Here is a 23,174-nt window from a genome sequence, read left to right as displayed (position 1 = left end):
TGCGATTGGCTGGGATGTTGCCCAAATTCGCTTGGCAGCACCAGCGCGGCGTATCGCCGCTGCGGCGTTCTCTGCCTTGCGCCTGTAAATCTCGCTTAGGTCTGGCCTGCGGTACTCGCCCGCGCGGATACCAGCAGCGGCGAGGATATCGCGGAAGTCGTGCTCTGACTTCTTGCAGTGTGCCAGCAGAGCAACCCTGCCATTCTCAAGGGTCAAGGCGTTCTGGTCGCGCCGCCTTTCCGGCTGGCATACAGGACACGGTGCCGTGCCGTATCGGCCATACCATCGCCCGCCTAGCGCCAATGTCAGGCGTCGAGCGTCTTGCGGAATAACTTCGTGCTTCATTTTTCGCCCCATCTTGTGGCGCGGTGTCTGCGAAGGCCGTATATTGCGCGGGCTTCCTACTCGCGCTGGGGTCTCCGGACTCCGGCGCCTTTTATTCGCGATACTCGGTGACAGTCAGGATGGCTTCCAGCGGCACATTGAGGACGTCGCCCCATTGCAGACCCGTGCTTGTGCGCTCCGGTTGGGTGTCGAGAACTCCCATCAACCTGAAGTCCACGATCTGGCCAGCCTTGATGTAGACAGGCTCGCTGCGGCCGAACTCATCTTGCAGCATCACCTCGACGCGGTGGTTGCGGCTGATGTTGAGCAGTTCTGCCGGATGAGGCCTGTGCTTGGCTTTGCGCTTTACCTGATCGGCTGGCACGAAGCTGTAGGTTGGCTCGCGGGTCATTAGGCCAGCCCCCTTCCGAGATACTCTGCGGTCGAGGTGTGGCGCCGTTCTGAGAGAAAGCTGTCCAGATCGTCTTCGAGATAGAAGACGCAGCGGCCTGCCTTAACGAACTTTGGGCCGCAGCCTTGCACGCGCCACTTTGCCAGCGTGTGAGCCGACATTTGAAGCCGCTCCGCCGCCTGCTTGGGTGTGTATGTAGTCACTGTGGGTACTCCGATTGCTTCGAAGTTCCCACTTTGTCTGATGATGTATTTTGCTGGACGGGGTAGAATAACGCCGCGCTATTTTACCCCATTCTTTGCCTTCTCAGCTTTCCGGTGCGCCTTCCACCAATTGATGACGCTTTCCTCGCCGTAAGGCAGCCCTAGGCCCTCGGCGACGATTGCGCAGCCGGTGTTATCGTGCCCGATCCGGCGCTGCTTCGACACGTGCGCCGTGATGCCAATACTCTCTAGTGCGATGATGCAGTCTAAGGCCACTTGGATGTTTTCGAGCGTGGATACCTTCGACCCCTTGGCCTTTTTCCGTGGCTTCAGGTTTCCGGCTAGTAACTCTCCTGCCAGGCGTTGCAATTCGGGAGATAGATCGCTCGCCTCGACCATGAGCAGCTTGTCAGACAGATAGGAGCGTAAAGCCTCAAAGGTCTGAGGGTCACGCCAATCAAGTGGGTCTAGTTCTTTCGGCCACCCGCCCCGATTCACTAGGTCGATGTGCCGCTTGAGCACATCCGGTGTAGCATCGACCATCCATAGCTGCTTGCGCCTTTCTGCCACCCACTCAACCAGCCCTTTACGGCCCTTGGCTTCATAGATGCTGCGCAGTCCCTCAATTTCTTCCTGCTGGATCATTTGACGCACTCCAGCACGTGGTCGCGCCATTGTTCTTGCGCCTCGCGAATTTCCTTCTCGTAGGCGTACCAGAGATAGCTTGGAGCCAAATTTTTGAAGGTTGATATCTTGTTCTGGGCGAGCAGGCCAATGTCTGGCCTAATGCGAAGCTGCTCCAGCCCAGTTGCATGGGTTCGCCTGAGGTCGTGTAATCTGAAGTGCCTCGAATAGCCGTGCTTCTTCAGCAAGCCGCGAAGACGCGCCACGGCCTTAGAAAAGCCGCTTACGGCGCTCTTGCCAGTAGTAGTGAAGACATAGCCTTCGCTCGGCCATGTTTCGCTATTGTCGGGATCGTCGGGCGCAACGTCATCCAGCATGGCGACGACCTCATCCACCAGCGGTATGAAATAGTCGTGCCGCGTCTTCGTGCCCCGTTCGTTTGCGTTGATCGTGAGCAGTTTCTTGTCTCGGTCCAGTTCGCTCCATTGCATGGCTGCTATCTCATTGCGCCTTGCGCCTGTCAGCAGCAGGATGCGGCACATTGAGCGCCATGGTTCCTCAATCTCGCCTGTAGCCGACCAAAAAGACTTAATCTCGGCTTTGGTCTTCAACCAATTATTGCGAGCCTTCGGCTTAGGCGGGGCGTGCATGGCCGCCCAGAGGTTCTGTTCGACATGATCCTCTTTGATTGCCCATGACCAGAGTGCTCGGCCATGCGTGTAAACCGAATGCTTCACAGATGAGTTCTTGTCGGGAATAGAGGCGAGAAGTTCTCTCGCGTCGTCCTTCGTGATGCTTGAGATTGGGCGGTCGCCCCAGAATGGAACCATCCGTCCCTCAGTGTAGCGCCTTGCTGCGCCAATATGGTGAGATGACCGACCCTTCTTTTTGAGCCAAGCCAAATAGTCCCCGACCACCGTAGATAGGCGGGCGTGGTCTTGCTTGCGCTCTAATGCCGCAGCAGCCTTCGCAGCCCCAATCCGCGCTTTCTTTTCGGCTTGGGGGTCCACTCCGCTGGCGGCCTCGCCAATCATCACCTTGGCTTTTTTGCGCGCTGCGTCGGCTGAAATCTGATCGGCGCGCCCTATCGATACTCGACTGTAGGCTTTGCCGGGCGCTCTATAGCCAAGGATGAAGACAGGCACCTTCTTCCCCAGCCTTACACCGAAGCCAGTTATCTCTGTATCCCAGATGATGGCCTTGCCATCGCCACCCCTCTGGGTAAGTTCATCGACCAGCGACTTGTTTATCTTGCGCTTGGTTTCAGTCATGTGGTTCGCTCCTGCTGCCAAATCTGGGCCACATGATTGAAGAGCATCTGCTCCCCAATTTTGACTGCAATTTGACTGCACATTGCATACAATGACAGACAACCAGAGGCAACGAGATGCGCGTTAAATACTGAGCAAAATGTGTTTTTTGTTATTTATCAAATGCTGAAAAAATATTCGTAATGATGGGGTCACGTGTTCGAGTCACGTAAGCGGCACCACCTTCTTAGAGATACATAAACTAGGATAACGCGAAGTTTGCTGGCGAACGGCCGTTCGGCTGGGCCGCAGTTTGGGTCCTGCTTGGGTCGCGTTTGGCAAGGAAGGGCGGCTTTTGTCCGTGAACGCACGACCCCATCATGACTGCTGATGGGTGGAAAGCGGAAGTTCTGCAGCCAGGCATAGAAACAAGATCAACGCTTTTAGCCAAGTCACAATCAAAGCTGTCGTCTTCGAGACACTCACAAATACCCTTTGCTCTGGCGGAAATTGTTGGATAATCTTCGCCTATTCGGTCGCATCGGGAGAGGATGATGACCGTTGCCTCAAAGAAGCTTCGCGGAGCCAAAGCTCTTTTCAGTCTCGCCTGTGCTGCGGCCTTGCTATCTTCTTGTTCGCAGTTTCAGAGCGGAGAGGGGAATGGCCTTGCTAGCGATGATGCCATTTTGGCAGACGAAGCCTTAGTCGATCAGTGGGCTGCGTACGGCGGAACGCACTACGAAAGGCGTTTCAGTCCCCTCAAGGATATCAATGCCGGGAACGTAAACGAGCTGGGCGTCGATTGGTATGTGGATCTGCCAAACGATGTGGGTCTGGTCTCCACGCCTCTTGTCGTTGATGGCGTTCTATATTTCACCGGCAACCTAAATGTAGTTCGCGCAGTCGATGCTGTTTCTGGGGAGCTGCTCTGGGCATTTGATCCTAAAGTCGGAGATGCCCTCGCGAAAAAGAGCCAGGCTGGGATGAGCCACAGCAGAGGGTTATCATTTTATGGCGACAAGCTGTTCACGGCGACTTTTGACGGGCGTTTGATCGCGCTTGATGCAAAAAGCGGAAAGGAAGTCTGGTCTGTTAGGACATTCCCTGAGGACGCTGCTCTTTATATTACTGGTGCACCCAAAGCGTTCGCTGGCAAAGTTCTGATCGGCAATGGAGGAACGGAGGCAGGGCCAACTCGCGGCTTTGTCACCGCCTACGATGCGGACACCGGCGAGGAGGCCTGGAAGTTTTGGATCGTTCCAGGAAACCCCGAGGATGGCTTCGAGAATGCCGCTATGGAAATGGCGGCAGAGACCTGGACCGGCGAGTGGTGGCGCCATGGCGGTGGCGGGAACGCTTGGCATGGTTTCACCTATGATCCCGAATTCAACACGATTTATATCGGCACAGGCAACGGATCGCCTTGGAATAGAAACATCAGGAGCCCAGGCGGCGGTGATAACCTTTTTCTCTGCTCAATTGTCGCTCTCGACGCGGATACTGGCGAGTACAAATGGCATTACCAGACCACGCCGGGAGAAACCTGGGACTACAATTCAAACATGGACATCGTCCTCGCCGATCTGAAGATTGGTCAAAGGGATGTGAAGGCTATCATGCATGCGCCAAAGAACGGCTTCTTCTACGTAATCGACCGCGAGAATGGGAAACTACTGTCAGCAAAGCCTTTCGCTGATGTGACTTGGGCATCTCATGTCGATCTTGAAACAGGGCGGCCCGTAGAAGTCGAGGGTGCTCGCTATGAAAAGAATCTGGCTAGTATCGCACCAGGTCCTTGGGGCGCGCACAACTGGCAAGCGATGTCCTTCAACCCGGAAACTGGCCTAGTATACATTCCAACCCAGCACATGGGTGTTGGCTTTAGCGATGCAGGATTTGATCGAGCCAAATTCCAGGCGAAACCGTTTCGTGGAGGGACAGGTACTTTTCTTTCTTTCCCCGAAGATCAGCCACGTGACTATCCAGGCTCATTGCTGGCTTGGGACCCTGTGAAACAAGAAAAGGTGTGGGAGGTCCCTCACGATACATTCTGGGGAGCGGGTACACTTACGACTGCCGGCGACCTGGTGTTTCAAGGTCTCGCTGATGGCCGGTTCATGGCATACAATGCACGCACAGGCGAAAAGCTTTGGACATTCGACGCCGGCCTCGGGATCTCGGCACCGCCAATCACCTACAAGATTGGTAATCGCCAATATATTGCATTGCTGGTCGGTTTTGGCGGTGGCTTCAGCGGTTTGGGAGGACCAGATGCGGCCAATCTGGGCTGGTCATATAGGACTCATACGAGGAGGCTCATAGCATTTGCGCTCGATGGTAAAGCAAAAATGCCAGATCAGCCTCCGCCATTGGTGCCGAAGCCATTGGTATCGGATTTCGTGCCCGACGCGAGGCTCGCTAAGGCCGGAAACAATCTATTCAACCGCGGAAAGATCGAAGGTATGTGTTGGGGCTGCCACGGTGCGGGAGCGATCTCTGGGGGGGCAGCGCCAGACCTCCGTGCATCACCTGTAATGCTTGATTCCGCAGAATTCGACATGGTTGTTCGGCAAGGGATGCGCACGCAATCTGGCATGCCTGCATTTCCTGAACTTACCGATGAAGAATTGGAGTCGATACGTCACTATGTGAGATGGGAAGCGGACGCCGCAGCGGCAACAGCCCGCAAGTAAGCAGTCTTGAGAGTTACGTTGTGTGACTTTGGCGATTTCAAGCATGCGCTTTCGGCCAGCTAACGTCAGCAATTGGGTCGGGAGCGGACGAGGGAGCTTTGATGTCAAAGAGATTGCCCTTGCTTCGCTCTTGGCTCGCACTAGTCCTTTCTCAAGGATTTGAGAGATGACGCTCGAAGCAATCTACTTTATCAGCCAAGTGATCGCAGCCGTGGCGCTGGTCGGATCGTTAGTTTTTGTGGGCTTTCAGATCAGAGCGCAGGTCCGCCAGGCCAAGCTGGATGCCGTTCGCTCGATGATGAGTTCGTTCGCCGAGGGACTTACGCCACTCGCAATGAACAAAGATCTTGTCGAGTACTGGGTTAAATCATTGGAAACGCCCAATTACGAGATGGAAAGGGCAGAGACGTTTATGGTTGGCGTCTATGTTCAACGCATGCTCCGTCTAACGGAGGCAATGCACTACCAGTATCGAATGGGCCAGATTGATGAGAGTATCTGGCAATCCCAAATTAGGGTCTTGGAAAGCTGGAAATCCACCTTGGCAGTTCGGCAGATATGGAATGACCGGAGCGACATGTTCAGCAAAGAATTCCAGGACTTCTTCAATTCTATTGAAGCGATGGGCTATCGTGAGGGCGGGCAACTCGCAGATCGCAATTCCAAAACTCCAGACAAGCCAGATCCAGCGGTTGGGACTCAATGAACCTTTAAGCGATTTACTTTGTTGAGCAGATAATTGCTGCCTTCACGATGGCCGGCTGGCTTGTATTCTTAGGTCGACATTTGAGTCGTTAGCGGACCAGCTGCTATCGGCTGGCGGCGCAACCAATCAGACTGTCGGCTTTCAGGATGCCGCCTGAAGCCAAATACCGTCAGCTCATGGGTGGGAAGCCGACGTTCCTGTAGCGATTTTTATTTCAAGACAAACCTAGCCCCAGTTGTTACGCTTCCCTTCGGGTCGCTCGGAATTTCAAAGACAAGCATGAAATTGCTGGGGGGCTATCATAGTGAGATTTGCTTTTGCGACTCTTGTCGCATTTGGCACGGCGGCGTCCTTGTTGCTGCCGGGGGACGTTAGCGCACAGTCCGCCTCGCCTCGTTACGAGCTTTCTGTCGAGCGGATCAACGGCGAGGTCTACAATCCCTGGACCCTGGAAATGGATGCAGTTGAGCTGCGTGCGTTTCAGGGAGAAGGTGGGCAAGGACTGGTCGCTCCGACCATGCGGGTTTCGCCCGGGGAAATCCTGAGCCTCAGAGTGCAGAACAAACTCGCGACATGCTCTCCGGAAGCAATCGCGCAGCACGAATGCTACAACTCCACCAATATTCACACGCATGGGCTGTGGGTCTCGCCTAGCGGCAACAGCGACAATGTGATGATCTCAATCAGCCCGGGTGAGCAGTTTGAATATGAATTTGTGATCCCACCAGATCATCCTTCCGGGACCTTCTGGTATCATCCCCATATGCATGGCGCGACGAGTATCCAGCTTGGGTCTGGCATGGCGGGCGCGCTGATCATCGACGGCGACCGCGTTCCTACAATGACCTCGCCTGGCGATATCGATATCCTGTTCTGGCAGCGCAATGGTCAACCCTTCGGCGAGAAGATCATGGTGTTCTCGCAAATTCAGTACGGGTGTCATGACAAGGAAGGAAAGCTAAAGGCACCCAGATCGCCTGACCCGGAGGCAAGGCCATGGGAGCATCCTGCGTGGGCCTGCGAAGCGAGCGATGTGGGCACAGTTGACCGGTGGAACCAGTTCGGCGTGTCTATGGAGAACAGGTCTAAGCGCTTCACAGGTATCAACGGACAAGTTCATCCGACTTTGAGCGGGCTCGAAACCGGTCGATTTCAGCGAGTACGCATGATCCATGCAGGACTCCGGCGTGCCGTTAAGATGAGCATCCGCCGCCTCGCCGATGACGCACCACCGTTGCGTGATGTGCCAGCCGAGGACCACCGCGCATGGATCGCCCAGTATTGCACGGGCGAGCCAATCGAGCAGTTTCATTTTGCTGATGACGGCCTGACCCGTACGTCTTTTAGGCGCACGGCCCAGGTAAGCATGTTTCCCGGTTCACGCTTGGATTCACTGGTCTATTTTGAGCAGCCCGGTTCCTATTGCATGGTGGATGATCAGCGGTGGCGGATGCAGCCGGATGAGTATCGCATGCTAGGCATTTTGGAGGTGAGCGGCCGAACTGCAGCGGTTGCGAACGTGGCCGACCATCTAGCCGAGACCTTGATGGCTGCTGCAGAGCAACGGATTGCAGATAGAGAGGTGCGCGAAAGGATCGTGGCGGATCTTTCGGATGGACTGAAGATCGGTTCCTTCTCCTGGCACGAGCCTGTGTCAGATGAGGAGATCACCGGCTATCAGAAAGCTGCGATGACTATCGAGGTTCACGACGATGGGTCGGAAACCTACAGCATCGATGGTAAGCCACATGAGCATGGTCGCATCGATCGTCTATTGACGGTGGGGGACGCAGAGGAATGGGAACTGACATCCACCCTCGGGGACCATCCGTTCCATATTCATGTTAACCCGTTTCAGGTGGTTGCCATCCGCGACCGCGAGGGCCGGGATGTTACCATCGAAGGTAGCGAGGCATATGACCCAGATTATGGTGGGATGATCGGTGGCTGGCGCGACACTCTCATCGTCAAGCGTGGACGGGTAGTGACGATGCGCACTCGTTACCGGCGATACATCGGTGATTTCGTGATGCATTGCCATCTCGCCAGTCATGGCGACATGGGCATGATGCAGAATGTTCGTTTAAAGATGCCGGGAAATCAGCACACAGCGAACAAGGAATTTCTTATCCTTGATTAAGTGCGTTCTGTTTCACCCCCAGCTTCCATGGGAATGGGGGAGATTGCGAATAGGTCCGCTATTGGGTCGTAAGCAGAACAGCCGCTTTCGGCTGGCATCCCAGGAAAGTAGCCTGTCCGCTCCTAGCGTTGAGGTTGAACCGGCATTTGGTCCGCTGATGGGTGGAAGGCGGACATTGTCGTCCTGATCTTTCACGCGATCCCTTCCCATTCCTATCCGCGCCAAGTAGTCGATCGTGGAGGCTAAAGCGGGTCATGCTGGGCAACCCTTTGGTCTTTGACTGGGAGATGATTATGTCGGGCTCTTCGAAGGCACTAATTGAGGGAATCTATGCGGCGTTTGCGGCAGGAGATATGGCAGCATTCACAAACGCGTTGGCACCCGACATTGTGTGGAACGAGGCAGAAAACTACCCATACGCGGATCGCAATCCCTATCGCGGGGCCCAGCAGATCATAGAAGGCGTTTTTGGTCGAACGGCTGAAGACTGGGATGGGTTTGCGGTCCAGATGAACGACTTTGTCGATGGTGGGGATCGGGTCGTGGCAATGGGTCGCTATAGCGGAACGCACAAGGAAACAGGCAAAAAGCTTGACGTGCAAGCCGCCCATGTTTGGACGATCGAGAACGACAAAGTTGTTCGCTTTCAGCAATACATCGATACTTTAGGCACCGCCCGAGCGATGGGGGCGAGTTGACGTTTAGTACCACACGACCAAGTTCTGGGTAGTTAGCGGACAGGCTGGATTTCGGATGAAAAGCGGTCATCCCAAATTCCCGCGTGCACTTTCGCTAGACTTCCTGGGCGTGCAAAGCCTCTCGATTACAGCAAGGTCAGATGACAGCTTGTTCAATTCGTCCTGTTTGATGCGGTATCGGTGGGCCATAAGCAGGCGACAGGCTACGCGGGCGCATCACATGAAACGAGCAACAACGCAGCAAGCAAGGGAGTGGCCAGCCGCTTTCCCAACCGCCCATAAACTTGCACTGACCTTGCATGACTGGTTCGGAAACTCAGCTGCCAATCCTTTCCCGATTTCCTGCGGCTCTGGAGCCGAATGGTCACCTGCATCAATTCCAGCGGCGACGATATTAAGCCCGTTCGATCACACGCCATGCGATGTTATCGATGCTAACGCGAAACCACAACTATGGCCGCAAACCGGCCATGAAGTTGACCATCGAGGCCGATGGTTTGCACGTTGAAGTTGGGATGGGGCTTTATTCTTGCCGGTCGCCATGCTTCATACGCCGCGATGGGACAAGCAAGCAATCCAGCAAGGACTAGGCGCAAACGTGCCGGTCGTCCGCCTGCAGCCGAGAACGTCGATCGTCGCAAGGCCATTCTCGACACGTCAATCGAACTGTTTGCCAAGGACGGATTTTCCAGGGTCGAGCTTCGCGACATAGCGGCACAGGCAGGGGTCACCGTCAGCCTGATCCGCCACTATTTCGGGTCCAAGGACGAGCTGATTGACGAAGCAACCAGCAAGGTCGGCGATCGACTCGAAGCGGTTTATGAAAAAATACTTACCGATATCGAGGCGCATAACGTCGAGGAGCTGCTCGACCTGCTTTACCAGCGCAACGAGCGCTATCTCGTACCGGAATACAACCTTCTGTTTTTCCTGAAGCAGATGGCGGTTGAACTGCCGGAAAAATCCTTTCCGGTATTTCGCAAACACTTCAGCCTGATGCAGGCGCAGCTAAGCGGACTGGAGGCGATCGGCCAGATTCAGCCCGGCGTGAACATGGTCTGGCTTACCTTTATGCTCATATCGATCCAGTTTGGTCCGATCTTCCTGGAACGGCAGATCGAGGACTTCCTCGGGATCTCGCCGCGCAATCCAGAGGCAACGCGGATGCGCAACCAAAGCAATGCCCGCGCGGTGAAATATGGCATCATGCCTCGCGATACCGGGCAGAATTGACTGCGCAGCTGAAAGCCAAAAAGCCCACGCCAAATCCATTTTTGTCTGACTTCGCGGTGCGCCAACCAGGCTGCGCATCGCCGATGGCGCTAATTGTTTCTTAAACATAATTAAAACGTCCGTTCAGGTTGGATATTTAAAACCTTTTTAATCAACGTTTTAAGCTGGTAATTGATGCCTTTTTGACAGGTATGCTACAATTGTCAGGTGAGCCAATTGATTTTTCCCTTAGAAAGAATCCCGACGGCGTGATGCCCGGCACATGCTGCAAGTGGGGAGGGGAGATTTCCTATGCGTAAGTACCTGAACTTAAGTTTTTCATCTAGCGCGCTTGCAATCTGCGGCGCTGCCTTTGCCCAGCCTGCCTTGGGCCAGGACCAGATCGAAGGTGAATCTTTTGGCGTGCAAGAAATTGTGGTGACCGCGCAAAAGCGCGAGGAGAATCTGCAGGACACACCAATCTCGATTGTGGCCTTCGGTTCAGAGACACTTGAACAAAGGGGCGTGAATTCGCTGAATGACCTGTTTACCGGAGCCATCCCTTCGGTGCGGATCGCACCATTTGTCGGCAGAGCCTCGGCCGTGTCGATCGGTATGCGTGGCCTGGTGCCTTTCGACGCGACACAGGTTTCACGCGACCCCACCGTTGGGGTCTACATCGACGGTGTCTATCTTGGCCGTGTCTCCGGCCTCGGAATGGAATTGGCCGATGTGGAGCGGATCGAGGTCCTTCGCGGCCCGCAGGGCACCCTGTTCGGTCGAAATGCCGTCGGCGGCGCCATAAGTGTCGTCTCGAAACGGCCGACCGGTGAATTCGGCGTTGATATCAAGGGCGGGATTGGCAATTTCAGCAGCCGAACTGGCGCGGTGCATATGAACTTACCGCAAGTCGCTGGAGTAAGCGTGAAAGTGGACGGGCTGATCGAGGATCGGGCGGGATTTGTGCGCAATCCGCTCGAATCGTCGAACGACTATGGCGAAGTCGACAAGATCGGTTTCAGAATCGCTGGATTGTGGGAGCCGACCGACAATCTCAGTATCCTGTATGCATATGATTATTCTAAGGAAAAGCCCACAAACGGGTATTATTATCTCAACTCGACTGCGCAATCTGCCGCAGTCACGCCATCCTTCATGACTCTCGATACCAAGCGGGTCCGCACCGCCCGCATCGGCCTGCCCGTGCCGGTCAATCCCCAACGCGCCGAGGGACATAGTGTAACGGCCGAGTGGGAGGCGACTGACAATCTGACCATCCGTTCTATTTCGGCGTGGCGCGAACTCGATTCCACTCAGTGGGAGCAAGACGGCGGGATGTTGACCTCATGGGGAGCAAATCGCCGCTTCGGCCGGCTTAGCTTCGCGAACGTCAGCCAGAGCCAGTTCAGCCAGGAACTCCAGTTCGTGGGCCAGGCTGGAGACCTGAAATACATCTTCGGAGGCTATTATTTCAGGGAAAAGGGGCGCGATGTAGCAACAGTCTTTTCATCAGGAACGATCAATTCCACGCTTACCGGGGTCAATCTTTTCCCCGAGCCAACCGCCGATCGTGGCGCCGCGGTGCCTGACCGTGCGTCGGAGGCGCGCGTGCGATCCAAGGCGCTGTTCGGGCAATTGACCTGGTCGCCGTCGACAATCGCAGGTCTGCACCTGACGGCCGGCGCGCGTTACACGGACGATCACAAGGATGGTCGGATTACGGTAATTTCCGGGGTCGATCCCGACTTGACCTTCGTCTTCAATTCAAGCCGGATCGATCCCATGGCGACGGTCGGCTATGACCTTTCGGAAGACGTCAACGTCTACCTGAAATGGAGCCGGGCCTATCGTGCCGGTGGCGCAAATTCGCGCTCAATCGATTTCACGCCGTTTGGCGAAGAAGAACTGACCGCGTGGGAGGCCGGCATCAAGGCCGACCTGTTTGACCGTCGCGTCCGTATAAACCTTGCTGCGTACACGAGCGAATTGAACGACCAGCAGGTCGATTTCGTAAACCCGGCCAATGTCTCCAACACAGAGACCCGCAATGCTCCGGAAAAGCGCACGATCAAGGGGCTTGAGGCTGACCTGACAATCGTTCCGGCGCGTGGCCTCGCGCTGACAGCCAACTATGTTTATACGGACGCCCCGCCAACGCCCGTTCGCAATCCGTTCACCGGCGCGACGGAGCAAATCTATTCCAGTTTTACCACGAAACACGCGGCAACCTTTGCGCTGGATTATAATTTCCCGGCCATGTCGTTCGGGCAGCTCAAATTCCACCTGGATGCCGAAACCGCAGGCAATATTCCCTGGTTCCAGACGCCAACCATCCGCACGGAAAAGGAGCTGCTGGTCAATGGCCGGTTGACGCTGGCCGAGATCGAACTCGGCCAGAGCGAATGGGAATTTTCGCTTTGGGGCAAGAACCTCTTCAACCGCACCTATGAACTGCTCAACGTCAATCTAACCCGGATCGGACGTCAGAGCTATGCGCCATACAATGACCCGCGCACCTATGGCGTGGAAGCCCGGGTCCGCTTCTGATGAATGCGAAAGTGCGGCCAGTTCTTTCGCAGGCACTTGGAATGCGGATTGCTGGTTACACCCGGAGGCTGGTCATCAGCGTCGCTCTCCCTGCGCTGATGGCCGCTCCGGCCAATGCCGAGTCCATCGTCCTGACCAATGATGATGGACTGACGAGCAATCTTGTTGCGCTCTACCATGAACTCAAGTCGCGCGGGCATGACGTGATCGTTTCAGTGCCTTGCACCGGGCAAAGCGGGATGGGAGCGGCCATCTATTTCCTGCGCCCGCTTGGCCCCTTGAGCCAGCCTTGCCTTAACCAGGCCGGCCAACCAGGGAGACCCTGGAGCCGGGCCAATGACCCGCGATGGTCTCGGCCCCGACTTCTTTTACGTTAACGGCACGCCTGTGATGGCGCTGCTCTATGGGCTTGATATCAAGGCGCAAGAGCGGTGGGGGCGACCACCGGACTTGGTGCTCTCCGGCCCGAACGAAGGGCGCAATACCGGATACATTGTCGTCAGCTCCGGAACGGTCAGCAACGCGCAATATGCTGCGATGCGCGGGATCCCGGCGATAGCTCTCAGTGCCGGCGAAGACACGCGGGACAATGTCGCATTGGCCAATCCGAAGTCGCGAGAGGTGGCAGGTCTTGCTGCGGATTTCGTTGATCGACTGGTTCGCGCTAAAGGCGAAGGACCAGTCATGCCAATGGGCACAGCATTGAATGTGAATTTCCCGGATGATCCAGGCGATGCGCAATGGTCGGTAGCCAGGATCGGTACTTTCAATCGCTATTCGCTCAAATTCGTTACAGACCTCTCGCAAGAACCATCAGCGCGTGCCTATGGCCTGGAAGACGTTAAGCTTCCGGGCGTCTCGGTGTCGATTGTATCGACCGCCCCTGCCGAGGATCAGAACGGCGATGAGGCGGCTGTTTCCGAACGCGCAATTTCCGTCAGTGTGATGCAGATCGCTTATGACGGGAGTGACGATCAGCGCGACTGGCTGGCATCGACGATGGCGGCCATGTCTTCATCGCCTTGCGAGCCAGCCGAAGCGGCGTGCGCTGAATAAGGGGCATTAGCCATCCGCAACCTTGCTTGCAGCAAAGCGAGAACCCGCGAATGCGGCCATAGCGTGCCCTGGTCCTTGCCCTAGCTTTTTTGTGAATGACCAACTTGATCGAAGTCAAAGCCTGCCAAGCGCGTTCTCCTAAATTCGGGCCAGCGATCGCCGCATCATGAAACGCGGGGACGAGGCAATTTCCGGACGGGGAGCATAGGACATGGAAGATCTTGGTCAGATTGACGCAACCAGTTCCGAGAACCTCGAAAACCCTTATCCCTACTATGACCGTTTGCGGAAAGAGGCGCCCGTTTTCCGTGATCCGAAGACCGGTATTGTGTCAGTGTCGACCTATGACCTCGTGCTTGAAGTCAACAAGAAGCCGAAGCTGTTCTCAAGCAATTTTGCGGCCTTGCTGGGTTCCGGAGGCAAAGGAAGCCTGAGCGATGAGGAAGAAGCTATCCTTGCTGAGGGCCTGCCCCGGTGCAGCACACTGCTGACCGCCGATCCGCCTGAGCATACCCGCTACAAGCGCGTCGCGATGCAAGCCCTGCCTTACGCGCGGATCATGGGGATGGCACCCTATATCGCCGAGGTCACCCATGACCTGATCGATAGCTTCGCGGCAGATGGCGAGGTTGAGTTCAAGGCACAATTTGCGGAAATGCTTCCGGGTATCGTTATCGCTGATGTTCTTGGCGTTCCAAGAGATGACATACCCGTGTTCCAGGGATGGGTACGCGCGGCCATTCTGCGGCTCAATGGCAATGCCAAACCATCGGAGCGGGCCAGCCTCGCCCGCAGCGAAATCGACATGCAGGAATACTTCCGCGCGATCATGGCAGATCGTCGGGCAAACCCAGGCGATGACGTGGTGTCTTCGCTGGTCACCGCTACTATCCCGGACGGCGAAGGGGAACGGCTGCTTGTTGACGCAGAAGTGTTCTCAATCGTCCAGCAGATCTTCACCGCTGGCCAGGAAGCAACGGCCCACGCGCTTGCCTATGCCATCGCCCAATTGCTCGCCAATCCGAAGCAGATGCAGGCGATCATGGAAGACCATAGCCTCGTGCCGAACTGGGTCGGGGAAACCGCACGCCACCTCTCGCCGTCCCACAATATGTGGCGGATCGTAAAGGAGGATACCGTGCTTGGCGGGGTTGCCCTCAAAGCCGGCGAACCGATGCTGCTGCGCTATGGTTCAGCCAACCGCGATTGTGCGAAATTCGCTGAGGCCGACAAATTCGATGTGCGGCGCGAAAACGCGCGTGAACACATCGCTTTCGGAGCCGGCGTCCACACTTGCCTTGGCATGCATCTCGCGCGGCTGGAGATGGTGACAGCGCTGCCGATCGTGCTGCAACGTTTGCAAAACCTTCGCTTCGCCGATCCGGACAATCCGTTCCAGTTCGCTGCCAGCCATATCTTGCGGGGCATGCAGTCGCTGCGGCTGAAGTTCGATCCTGCCTGACAGGCTGCAGCTATCAGACATATCGTTTAGGGAAGAGGAAAATGGTCGAGACACTCACTGGCACGAACCGCTCCAAGGGGATCACCTATGATGAATTGCTGGATATGGACACGCACAGCGTGCCCCCGCGCTTTCGCGAGGACCAGCCGATCGAGCCGGGACCAACGATAGTTGATCCGAGCATCTACTACTCGCGCGATTTCTTCGACCTTGAAGTCGAACGGTTGTGGAAGCGCGTGTGGCAAATGGCCTGCCACGAAGATGATATCCCGAACGTGGGCGACAGCCATGTCTACGACATCACACAGTTATCATTCATCATCGTGCGGACCGGCGAAGACGAGATCAAGGCCTTCCCCAATGCCTGCCTCCACCGCGGCCGCGCTTTGCTGACCGAGGATGCGAAGAACCTGCACGAATTTCGCTGTCCTTTCCACGGCTGGGGCTGGAAAATTGACGGCACGCTGAAGGAAGTGCCCTGCCATTGGGACTTTCCGAGCGTCAGCGAGAAAACGCACAGCCTGCCGCCGGTCAAGGTCGGGCGTTGGGGCGGCTGGGTCTTCATCAACCCGGATGACAATGCCCGACCCTTTGAGGAATTTCTGGGCGATATCGACCGGCATTTCCAGCCGATCCCCTTTGAGCGGCGCTACAAGGCGGTGCACGTCGCCAAGAAACTGCGCTGCAACTGGAAGGTCGCGCAAGAGGCTTTCATGGAAGCTTACCATGTCGTCGCCACACATCCGACGCTGCTTGATGTCATGGGCGATGCGAATTCGAAGTACGATGTTTTCGGCAACCTGTCGCGCGCGATCTCGCCCAACGGGATGCTAAGCCCGCATGTCAATCCGGCGCTGGTTGCCGAACCCCTGGAGGGAGCCAAGATCTTCGCCAAGGTGCGCCATGCGCTGTCTGGCACAGTCTACGAGCGGCTTGGCGAAGACCGCGTCAGAGTGACTGCGCGAGACGGGTGCACCGGCATTTTCGATCATGCCGCACACCATATCGAAGGCGAGCTCGATCATGCCGATATCCAGCTGTGCGATTGGGTTGGCGGCCGCCTGCCGGCCGGATGGGAGGAAGAACCCGATCCCACCACCACCGGTCCGATCCCCGAACGGCGCAAGGCCATGGCGCACCAGATGCGCGAGAAATGGCGTGAGACCCTGGGCGATGAAGTCGACGAGATCAGCGATGCCGAATTCGTCGATACCATCTACTATAACTTGTTTCCCAACATCAGCCCGTGGGGCTGCCTTGATCCGATCTTTTATCGCTTCCGCCCTCATGGCGACAATCCCGAAGAATGCATTCACGAAACCATGTTCATGCTGCCTGTCGCGAAAGGCGAAAAGCGCCCCGAACCCGCCAAGATCCACTGGCTCGACTTCGATGATGACTATTGCGACGCACCGGAACTCGGCATGCTGGCCAAGGTGTTCAACCAGGATGTCGTCAATCTACCCCATGTCCAGAAGGGCATGAAATCGATCAAGTCGAGAGAGATTATCTTTGCGAACTACGGCGAGACGAAAATCCGGCACTTCCACAAGCTGCTCAAAGAGCAATTGGCGCGATGACCGGCATAGTCTGAATATCCGCAATTGGGTCGCTGCCAGCCGGTCTGCTTTTGTCCGATTTAGTGACCAAGCTGCCAGTCAGCTATCAGACGCAGCGCTGAGTCGCCTGAGCGTCAGCTCTTGGGTGGAAAGCGGACGTTCGAGCGGTTCACTGAGATTTCTGGCGTTGGGCCGCTTCCTGACCATCAGTTTTCGGTTGGTAGCTCAGCGAACCGGCTAGTCGGCTGACGACCCAATTTCGAACTTATTGCTGATAGATGGTCTAGGCCGCTGAGTTCGCGGACTAGAGCCATCCCTTTCGCTTGAAGAACACGAACGGTAATATGGCGGAGAGGATCATCAATCCGATCGCGAAAGGATAGCCGAGAGGCCAATCAAGCTCTGGCATATGCTCAAAGTTCATGCCGTAAATCGATGCGATCAGAGTTGGAGGCAGAAAGACCACCGCAGCCACGGAAAATATCTTGATGATGGCGTTCTGCTCGATGTTGATCATCCCGAGTGTAGCATCGAGTAGAAAAGTAATCTTTTGCGATAAAAAGCCGGCGTGATCAGTAATCGAGCGGATATCGCGGGTTAAGGTCTTCACTCGGCTTATGTGCTCTCGCGCATCGCCTTCACCAACGATGTGCTGGTTGAGAAACCCTGCAAGCCGGTCGAGTGTTACCAGACTATCCCGAATGTTCGAAATGAGATCACCCTTGCGGCCGATGGTTGCCAATGTGTTTTGGAAATTCTGCGACCGGGTCTGCCGACCCTCGTGGCGCTGGAAGATTTTGCGCGAAACATCATCGACGTCTCTTCCTGCGTGTTCGAGTATGTCGGCCAAGCGGTCAACAATTTCTTCAAGTAAAGCGATAAGTACGCCCTCTCCGGCTTCAACGCCCATTGCGACCTTCGCGGCCCGTTGAGGAAACGTCTGAAAAGAGCGGGGTTCATGGTGGCGGACTGTAATCAGTTGTAGACCGCTGAGGACGAAGGATACCGGCTGCATATCGGGCTCGTCGCCATCGGCATGTGCAGGAAGTATCGCGGTCATGAAAACCGCTCCGTCTTCCCGGTAAAGCCGGGAGGAAATCTCGATTTCCTGCATCTCGTCACGGGTCGGTATGCCGATACCCAGTTGTTTCTCAAGCGCAGCTTCTTCTTTATCGCTAGGTTCGACCAGGTCGATCCAGACGAGATCTGTGAGGTTGCGCTTGGAAGCCTCAACTTCGATCAAAAGTCCGGCCTGGCTAGAATATCCCCGTATCAACGATCTCTCCTGACTTCTGCCTAGCCCACTTCTCTTCCTGGCAAGTAAATTGCGCCGACTAGAAGCTTCCATTCGTCAGCTTGGTCAAAACAAGGTCCAAACTAGGCCAACTGTGCCGATCAAAATTCTATACCATGCAAAAGGTGAAAACCTCAGCTTGTAACGTTTGCAACACAAACTCAACTGAAGCCAACGCACCAAAAATCTCCAGTGCTACTGGTGGAACCTCTGCCCGGAAGAAATACATTTGAGGTCTGCTTTCGGGACTGTCCCTTGATGCAGCTAACGCCCGCAATTGGGTCGATAGCGGCTGGTCAGCTTTCAGGTCGCGTTGTGTTCTTAGCTCAAGACGGCTCTTGGGGTGGAAAGCGGACAAGTTCAGCCGTTACGCAAACGCCGCCTTCGAACCATAACCCATAGGCTGAGAAGCCACGCAAACGCTGATGTCATCGTTGCCATCCAAAGATAGTATCCCGGCCCGAGTTGTTTGATGAAGTTCTCGCCTGATGAATCTGGTATCCGGTTCCAGAAAATTGCGCTTATTATGCAGAGAGCGATAAAGACCGCCGCCAGCATAAGACGTGCCGCCTTCACATCGGGCCACTTCCAGACGACGTAAATAACCGCGAGAAAAAGCACCGGGTTGGCATAGGCTGAGATTTGGAACGTAAACGGACCAAGCAAGCCGAGCAAAAAGATATGGTAGCCTTTGTAGGATTGATCCGCGTTTAGGTCGTCCACCGTAGCTACGTGCAGATTCAACGACATAATCCATGCGACCGATAGCGCCAGCGGAATGATGAACTTGACTAATATGCGTGTCATGGCGCGTCCTGCAGATTGGTCGTGGAATATGCCGCGATAAAAACGCCCGCAAGTGGGTCGGTAGCTGACAGTCCGCTTTCCGGCCGCATCAGGTAAATCCAACCGCGCAAAACGGGGTATCTTATCTGGAGACGGCAAATCTGCCTCCCCCTCCCCCCACCAGGCCCTCGGATGAAAGTCCGGGGGTTTTTCATTGGAGATACCGAAATGATCATCATCCGCACCGCGGAGGAGTTGGCGCGCGCGCTGGCTTCCCCGCATGAATGTACCTTGCGCGAGCGCTTGGAGGCGCAGCGGGACTACCTAGCCGACTACCTTCACGACTACACGTTTGAAGAGCTAGCGTTGCTCGTAATCGTCGAGCCGCGCGATCACCTGGAAGACCTCAATCCAGCAAGCGGCGTGCGGCTGGTACGCGACGGCACCTTTGCCTTTGAAGTCGAAATAGCCAACCGCTACTGCGACTGGCTCGAGCTCCTCTTCGTGATCAGCGACGATGGCTTCGGCGTGGTCCTGTTCGTGCCGATTACCGGCGACATCGACCCCGCCATTCTCGCTGCCTGCCAAGACCAGGCACCCCACCTGGAAATCGTGCCCAGCCGCCAGGTAGGTGAGCACAAACCAATAAGCTGACTGGTTCCTGCCGGTCACTCGAATTCCAAAACCCAACCAAACCAAGCGGCGCCATCGAGCGCCATTTTTTATGCCCGAAAGGAAACCCAATCATGCTCAAGCTTACAACGACGGCAGCGATCGAAGCTGCCATTCCAACCGTAACCTGCCCGACCCTCAAGCACCTTATGCTCGGGCGGCTGGAAGATATCGTTATTTGCGACCTAGCAGCCCTGACTCACCTCCTGGTGATGGAGCCACAGGACACCGAAGCAGAGCTTCGTGCATGCCTCGGCCGCGAGCCGCGCGACTGGGACTGGCGCGAACAGCACGGACACTGGTGGGAGCTCATGTACCTCGCCAGCGGTGGGTTCGCGTTTATCGTCCTGACCGAAGAACCTGCGTTTGTGCAGCAGGGCTGCGAAGGGGCAGGGCGGTGAAGGCGCTCGCATGGTTCATTGGGGCGGTCATGGTCGTGGCCGCCCTTAGGCTCGCCGTCGCGGCAGGGCTCGTCTTGCTCGTCATCCTGATCCTGGCGGCACTGTTCACGCAGCCTGCGAATACCCTCAAGGCACTGGCTGGCTTAGGCTTATTTGGCGCCTTCGCATCGCATCCGCTTGCTGGTCTGCTGCTGTGTGCGGCGATTATCTTCGCAGGTGCTTTGGTGCCTCGGTCTGACAAATGATCCAGCAAATCACCTGACCCAAAAGGGTGGGCAGGGGTAGCAAACGACGCGGATCAGCTGCCGTGATTGCGATGCTGCTAGCTTCCTGGCTTGGACCCAAACGCTAAGGGCGCCTGGAGAGATCGGTTTCGCGGTTGCAGAATCGTCTCGTTCTATCCGCACGCCCTAAAGCTTTGCTAGGACCTCCTCAGCGACTAAGGCAAGCTGGCTGGCTTCGACACCGAGTAATAGTCTGCTAGTGAGCTGAGAACCGTGTCAGGCTGGAAAGGGCTCACTTGCCAATCGTCATCAATGGTAGAACGTTGCGCGCGCTCCGAAAGGCGATGGGCTGGAGTCACGATGATTTGGTACGGAGGACTGGCGTTAGTAGATCAACCGTCATTCGTATTCAGAAAACAACAGCTTACAAGACAAATGGAGTCCAGGCAGAAAGGCTCGCGAGCGCCTTCGGACTTAGCGCAGTAGATCTGACTGGTGGTAGCAACGAGAATGTGATCATTGCTCATGGCGACTTTGTCCCATTCCACACGGTGGCGCTGGAAGTATCCACTAGCAAGGATGGTCTCCTGATACGCTACGCAGAAGACGGCAAAGCCAACCAGGATGCCGACTTAGTGTATGTTGCCCTACCTGAACTGCCGAAGACTTTGATCATTCGAGCGGATGACGACTAACCTGTCTGAGCCAACGTCATCAAAGCGGCCCCGAATGGCTGATCAACGACCAACATCCGCACGCGGCCGCTCGAATGCCGTCACACGCTCAGTGTTGGACGCGATTGAAGCTGTGACACCAACTTGAAACTGTTCGGGTGGAGGCACCTCGGCCATCTCTGAGCCACTGACCCTGATGCGAAGATGTCAGGCTCTTTGAAATTGTGAAGACGAAAGAAGCAACGTCCATCCCGGACGGAAGGTCGACCCCTGCCTAACCTCAAGTGAGGACCCATAAGCATGCTCAGCCTTGCTGAGCGCCAATCCCAAAATCGCCACCTTGCTGTGGCCAACAACAGGAGGACAGCAATGTCACGTAATATATCCTCTGAACGCGGCTTCGACACTCTGCGCGAAGCCTCAGACCTCAAGCTTCGCTTTGATCGTGCAGGACCAGCCGGTCTGACCAGCTTTGCAAAAGCATGCATCTGGTCGGGAATCGATGATCCCGAAGATATCATCGCTGAAGCCCGCGCTATCACCGGCGACCATGTCGAGAATGAACTCGGCATAATCCTTATGGAAGGCGAGAACATCCACTGGAGCAAGACTGGCCGTGGGCGGCTGGCCTTGTTGATCGCTTTATGAGTTCGGGGTCAGACGGTGCCGGGGGATCGCAAGATCCTTCGGCCGATAACGCCCAGCCAGCTCATAGAGCTAACGGGGATAAGCATGACAAACCACACGATCGCGGGCCTCCAATAGAGTTCCCCTGTCGATTGAAGAAAGACGATTTCCCCCATCAGCCCGCAGAAGGCGCAGTGAAACTGCCAATCACGAAGGAGAACGTTGAGCACATGCTCGCGGAATCCGGGGTGACCGTAAGCTACGACGTGATCAAGAAGCGCAGGAGCTATGAGCGGGCGGGAAGCGCGCTGACTTTTTCAGATCTTATCGGTCTCGCTAATCTTAATGGTCTCAACAGCCCCTGGTTCGGTGATTTCGTGCAGGAGATCGCCGAGGCCAATCCAACAAACCCGGTGAAAGCCTGGATCGAAAGCCAGCCTTGGGACGGCACAGATCGACTAATGGCATTCTACGAGACTGTCGAAGCCGATGAAGACTACCCAACGGGCTTCAAGTGCCTGCTACTTAACCGCTGGCTTCGAAGTGCAGTCGCGGCAGCGGTCAAAGACTACTTTCGAAACCGGGGTGTGTTGACGTTTCAGGGGCCGCAGGGTTGCGGCAAGACCAGTTGGATTGCCGCCTTGGCGCCGCCGGACAAACGGGCCGAGCTTGTGAAACTCGACCATCATCTGGATCCGCACAACAAGGACTCTGTCTACATTGGGGTGAGTCACTGGTTCACCGAGATCGGTGAGCTGGATAGCTCGTTTAAGCGCGATATTTCGCGACTGAAGGGCTTCCTGACCAATGACTGCGATAAGATCAGATTACCCTACACCAAGACGCCCATCGAAATGAAACGGCGCACGGTCTTTGCGGCTAGCGTCAACGATCCCAATTTTTTGATCGACGCAACGGGCAACACGCGCTTCTGGACGATACCGGTGGTCAAGTTGCACTATGATCACGACATCGACATGCAGCAGGTCTTTGCGCAGGTCTTGGTAGACGTTCGTGCTGGCAAGCAGTGGTGGCTGACTCCCGAGGAGGAGGCGATGCTCGAAGAGCAGAACGCACGTTTCAAGGCTGTAAGCGTGATCGAAGAACGTCTGCTTGACGCTCTGAACGCAAAGTCAGGCCCGGCGATCTATATGACAGCGATGGAAGTTCTGCGGGCGCTGGACTTCAACTCTCCGTCCAACAACCAGTGCCGGGAGTGTGGTGCTGTACTTCGTCATAAATTCGGTCCGCCAAAGCGCGTACAAGGGCGAGCTCGCTGGAAGGTACCCATGAAACCATCGGAAGGCTTTCACCGGCGGCAGGAGCCCGATCCCGACGAGTACTGATCGGCCCCTGCAGTGGGGGGAGGGGGCGGCTGGTTCCGCCGGTTGTCAGATCCTGATGTGCCGGTGATGTGCTGGCTTCGCAGCCCCTTCCCCCCACCAAGCACCACAACCAGCCGCCGGGCTCACCTCGAGCCCAAACGGTGCCCTGAGGCCTGCTCTCGGCCCGTCTGGGAACAGAAACACCCATCGCCATGGCTACCCCCATGACGCGCCCCGCGCTGGCCAGAGCGGCTGGCTCTCAACTCACTTTCATAAGGAATTACG

General features: G+C 56.0%; 21 protein-coding genes. 16 read left to right on the top strand and 5 right to left on the bottom strand.

Translation table 11 applies throughout. From position 1 onward, the window contains the following. Nucleotides 1–436: 436 nt before the first annotated feature. The 3 genes from G6N82_RS06195 to G6N82_RS06180 all read right to left on the bottom strand — a co-directional run bounded on the left by G6N82_RS06195 (nucleotide 437) and on the right by G6N82_RS06180 (nucleotide 2,834). Nucleotides 437–736, bottom strand: coding sequence for a hypothetical protein (locus G6N82_RS06195; RefSeq protein ID WP_165194804.1), 300 nt, complete (start codon nucleotides 734–736; stop codon nucleotides 437–439). Between the two features lie 281 nt (nucleotides 737–1,017). After that, nucleotides 1,018–1,584: a hypothetical protein gene (locus G6N82_RS06185; RefSeq protein WP_165194801.1), complete on the bottom strand. Its 567-nt coding sequence runs from the start codon at nucleotides 1,582–1,584 to the stop codon at nucleotides 1,018–1,020. Continuing rightward, nucleotides 1,581–2,834: an integrase family protein gene (locus G6N82_RS06180; RefSeq protein WP_165194798.1), complete on the bottom strand. Its 1,254-nt coding sequence runs from the start codon at nucleotides 2,832–2,834 to the stop codon at nucleotides 1,581–1,583. Before G6N82_RS06180 ends, G6N82_RS06185 begins: the two co-directional genes overlap by 4 nt. A 530-nt stretch (nucleotides 2,835–3,364) precedes the next feature. Here G6N82_RS06180 and G6N82_RS06175 point away from each other — a divergent pair. The 10 genes from G6N82_RS06175 (at nucleotide 3,365) to G6N82_RS06135 (ending at nucleotide 16,907) form a co-directional block, all read left to right on the top strand. Next, entirely contained in the window at nucleotides 3,365–5,506 is a 2,142-nt protein-coding gene (locus G6N82_RS06175) for a PQQ-dependent dehydrogenase, methanol/ethanol family (protein WP_206520316.1), read from the top strand. A gap of 166 nt (nucleotides 5,507–5,672) precedes the next feature. Beyond that, on the top strand, nucleotides 5,673–6,212 hold the full coding sequence (locus tag G6N82_RS06170; RefSeq protein ID WP_165194794.1) for a hypothetical protein: 540 nt from the start codon (nucleotides 5,673–5,675) through the stop codon (nucleotides 6,210–6,212). 304 nt (nucleotides 6,213–6,516) lie between these two features. Continuing rightward, nucleotides 6,517–8,352 carry a multicopper oxidase domain-containing protein gene (locus tag G6N82_RS06165; protein WP_206520315.1) on the top strand — a complete coding sequence of 612 codons (1,836 nt, stop codon included), beginning with the start codon at nucleotides 6,517–6,519 and terminating at the stop codon, nucleotides 8,350–8,352. A 254-nt stretch (nucleotides 8,353–8,606) separates the two neighbouring features. Beyond that, entirely contained in the window at nucleotides 8,607–9,050 is a 444-nt protein-coding gene (locus tag G6N82_RS06160; protein ID WP_165194790.1) for a nuclear transport factor 2 family protein, read from the top strand. 558 nt (nucleotides 9,051–9,608) lie between these two features. Then, nucleotides 9,609–10,283, top strand: a complete 675-nt coding sequence (locus tag G6N82_RS06155; protein ID WP_165194788.1) for a TetR/AcrR family transcriptional regulator — start codon at nucleotides 9,609–9,611, stop codon at nucleotides 10,281–10,283. A 291-nt stretch (nucleotides 10,284–10,574) separates the two neighbouring features. Then, nucleotides 10,575–12,809, top strand: a complete 2,235-nt coding sequence (locus G6N82_RS06150) for a TonB-dependent receptor (protein WP_277601964.1) — start codon at nucleotides 10,575–10,577, stop codon at nucleotides 12,807–12,809. Next, a complete protein-coding gene (locus tag G6N82_RS15175) occupies nucleotides 12,809–13,186 on the top strand; it encodes a 5'/3'-nucleotidase SurE (RefSeq protein ID WP_346773754.1) in 378 nt (125 codons plus the stop codon). Before G6N82_RS06150 ends, G6N82_RS15175 begins: the two co-directional genes overlap by 1 nt. After that, nucleotides 13,146–13,865 (top strand): 5'/3'-nucleotidase SurE, encoded by a 720-nt coding sequence (locus tag G6N82_RS06145; RefSeq protein ID WP_277601963.1) that lies wholly within the window; start codon nucleotides 13,146–13,148, stop codon nucleotides 13,863–13,865. The genes G6N82_RS15175 and G6N82_RS06145 overlap by 41 nt, the downstream gene beginning before the upstream one ends. A 211-nt stretch (nucleotides 13,866–14,076) precedes the next feature. Then, complete coding sequence (locus G6N82_RS06140; RefSeq protein ID WP_165194784.1) at nucleotides 14,077–15,327, top strand: cytochrome P450; 1,251 nt, start codon at nucleotides 14,077–14,079, stop codon at nucleotides 15,325–15,327. 41 nt (nucleotides 15,328–15,368) lie between these two features. After that, nucleotides 15,369–16,907: an aromatic ring-hydroxylating dioxygenase subunit alpha gene (locus G6N82_RS06135; protein WP_165194782.1), complete on the top strand. Its 1,539-nt coding sequence runs from the start codon at nucleotides 15,369–15,371 to the stop codon at nucleotides 16,905–16,907. Nucleotides 16,908–17,190: 283 nt separating this feature from the next. On the opposite strand, the gene G6N82_RS06130 is transcribed toward G6N82_RS06135, so the two are convergent. Both G6N82_RS06130 and G6N82_RS06125 read right to left on the bottom strand, forming a co-directional pair. Then, on the bottom strand, nucleotides 17,191–18,129 hold the full coding sequence (locus G6N82_RS06130) for a magnesium transporter CorA family protein (protein ID WP_206520313.1): 939 nt from the start codon (nucleotides 18,127–18,129) through the stop codon (nucleotides 17,191–17,193). Between the two features lie 411 nt (nucleotides 18,130–18,540). Further along, nucleotides 18,541–19,125 (bottom strand): hypothetical protein, encoded by a 585-nt coding sequence (locus G6N82_RS06125; RefSeq protein WP_206520312.1) that lies wholly within the window; start codon nucleotides 19,123–19,125, stop codon nucleotides 18,541–18,543. Between the two features lie 69 nt (nucleotides 19,126–19,194). On the opposite strand from G6N82_RS06125, the gene G6N82_RS06120 reads away from it, so the two are divergent. The 6 genes from G6N82_RS06120 (at nucleotide 19,195) to G6N82_RS06095 (ending at nucleotide 22,910) form a co-directional block, all read left to right on the top strand. Next, nucleotides 19,195–19,620, top strand: a complete 426-nt coding sequence (locus G6N82_RS06120; RefSeq protein ID WP_165194776.1) for a hypothetical protein — start codon at nucleotides 19,195–19,197, stop codon at nucleotides 19,618–19,620. Nucleotides 19,621–19,712: 92 nt separating this feature from the next. Continuing rightward, nucleotides 19,713–20,039, top strand: a complete 327-nt coding sequence (locus G6N82_RS06115) for a hypothetical protein (protein ID WP_165194774.1) — start codon at nucleotides 19,713–19,715, stop codon at nucleotides 20,037–20,039. Then, nucleotides 20,036–20,284 carry a hypothetical protein gene (locus G6N82_RS06110; RefSeq protein ID WP_165194772.1) on the top strand — a complete coding sequence of 83 codons (249 nt, stop codon included), beginning with the start codon at nucleotides 20,036–20,038 and terminating at the stop codon, nucleotides 20,282–20,284. The genes G6N82_RS06115 and G6N82_RS06110 overlap by 4 nt, the downstream gene beginning before the upstream one ends. A 275-nt stretch (nucleotides 20,285–20,559) precedes the next feature. Continuing rightward, nucleotides 20,560–20,958, top strand: a complete 399-nt coding sequence (locus G6N82_RS06105) for a helix-turn-helix transcriptional regulator (protein WP_165194770.1) — start codon at nucleotides 20,560–20,562, stop codon at nucleotides 20,956–20,958. Nucleotides 20,959–21,237: 279 nt separating this feature from the next. Next, complete coding sequence (locus tag G6N82_RS06100; RefSeq protein ID WP_165194768.1) at nucleotides 21,238–21,585, top strand: hypothetical protein; 348 nt, start codon at nucleotides 21,238–21,240, stop codon at nucleotides 21,583–21,585. Nucleotides 21,586–21,716: 131 nt separating this feature from the next. Next, nucleotides 21,717–22,910: a VapE domain-containing protein gene (locus G6N82_RS06095; protein ID WP_165194766.1), complete on the top strand. Its 1,194-nt coding sequence runs from the start codon at nucleotides 21,717–21,719 to the stop codon at nucleotides 22,908–22,910. The last annotated feature ends 264 nt before the right edge of the window (nucleotides 22,911–23,174 follow it).

The sequence above is a fragment of the Altererythrobacter sp. BO-6 genome, from assembly GCF_011047315.1.
Taxonomy (GTDB): Bacteria; Pseudomonadota; Alphaproteobacteria; order Sphingomonadales; family Sphingomonadaceae; genus Erythrobacter.
This window is presented reverse-complemented; position numbering and strand designations above follow the sequence as displayed.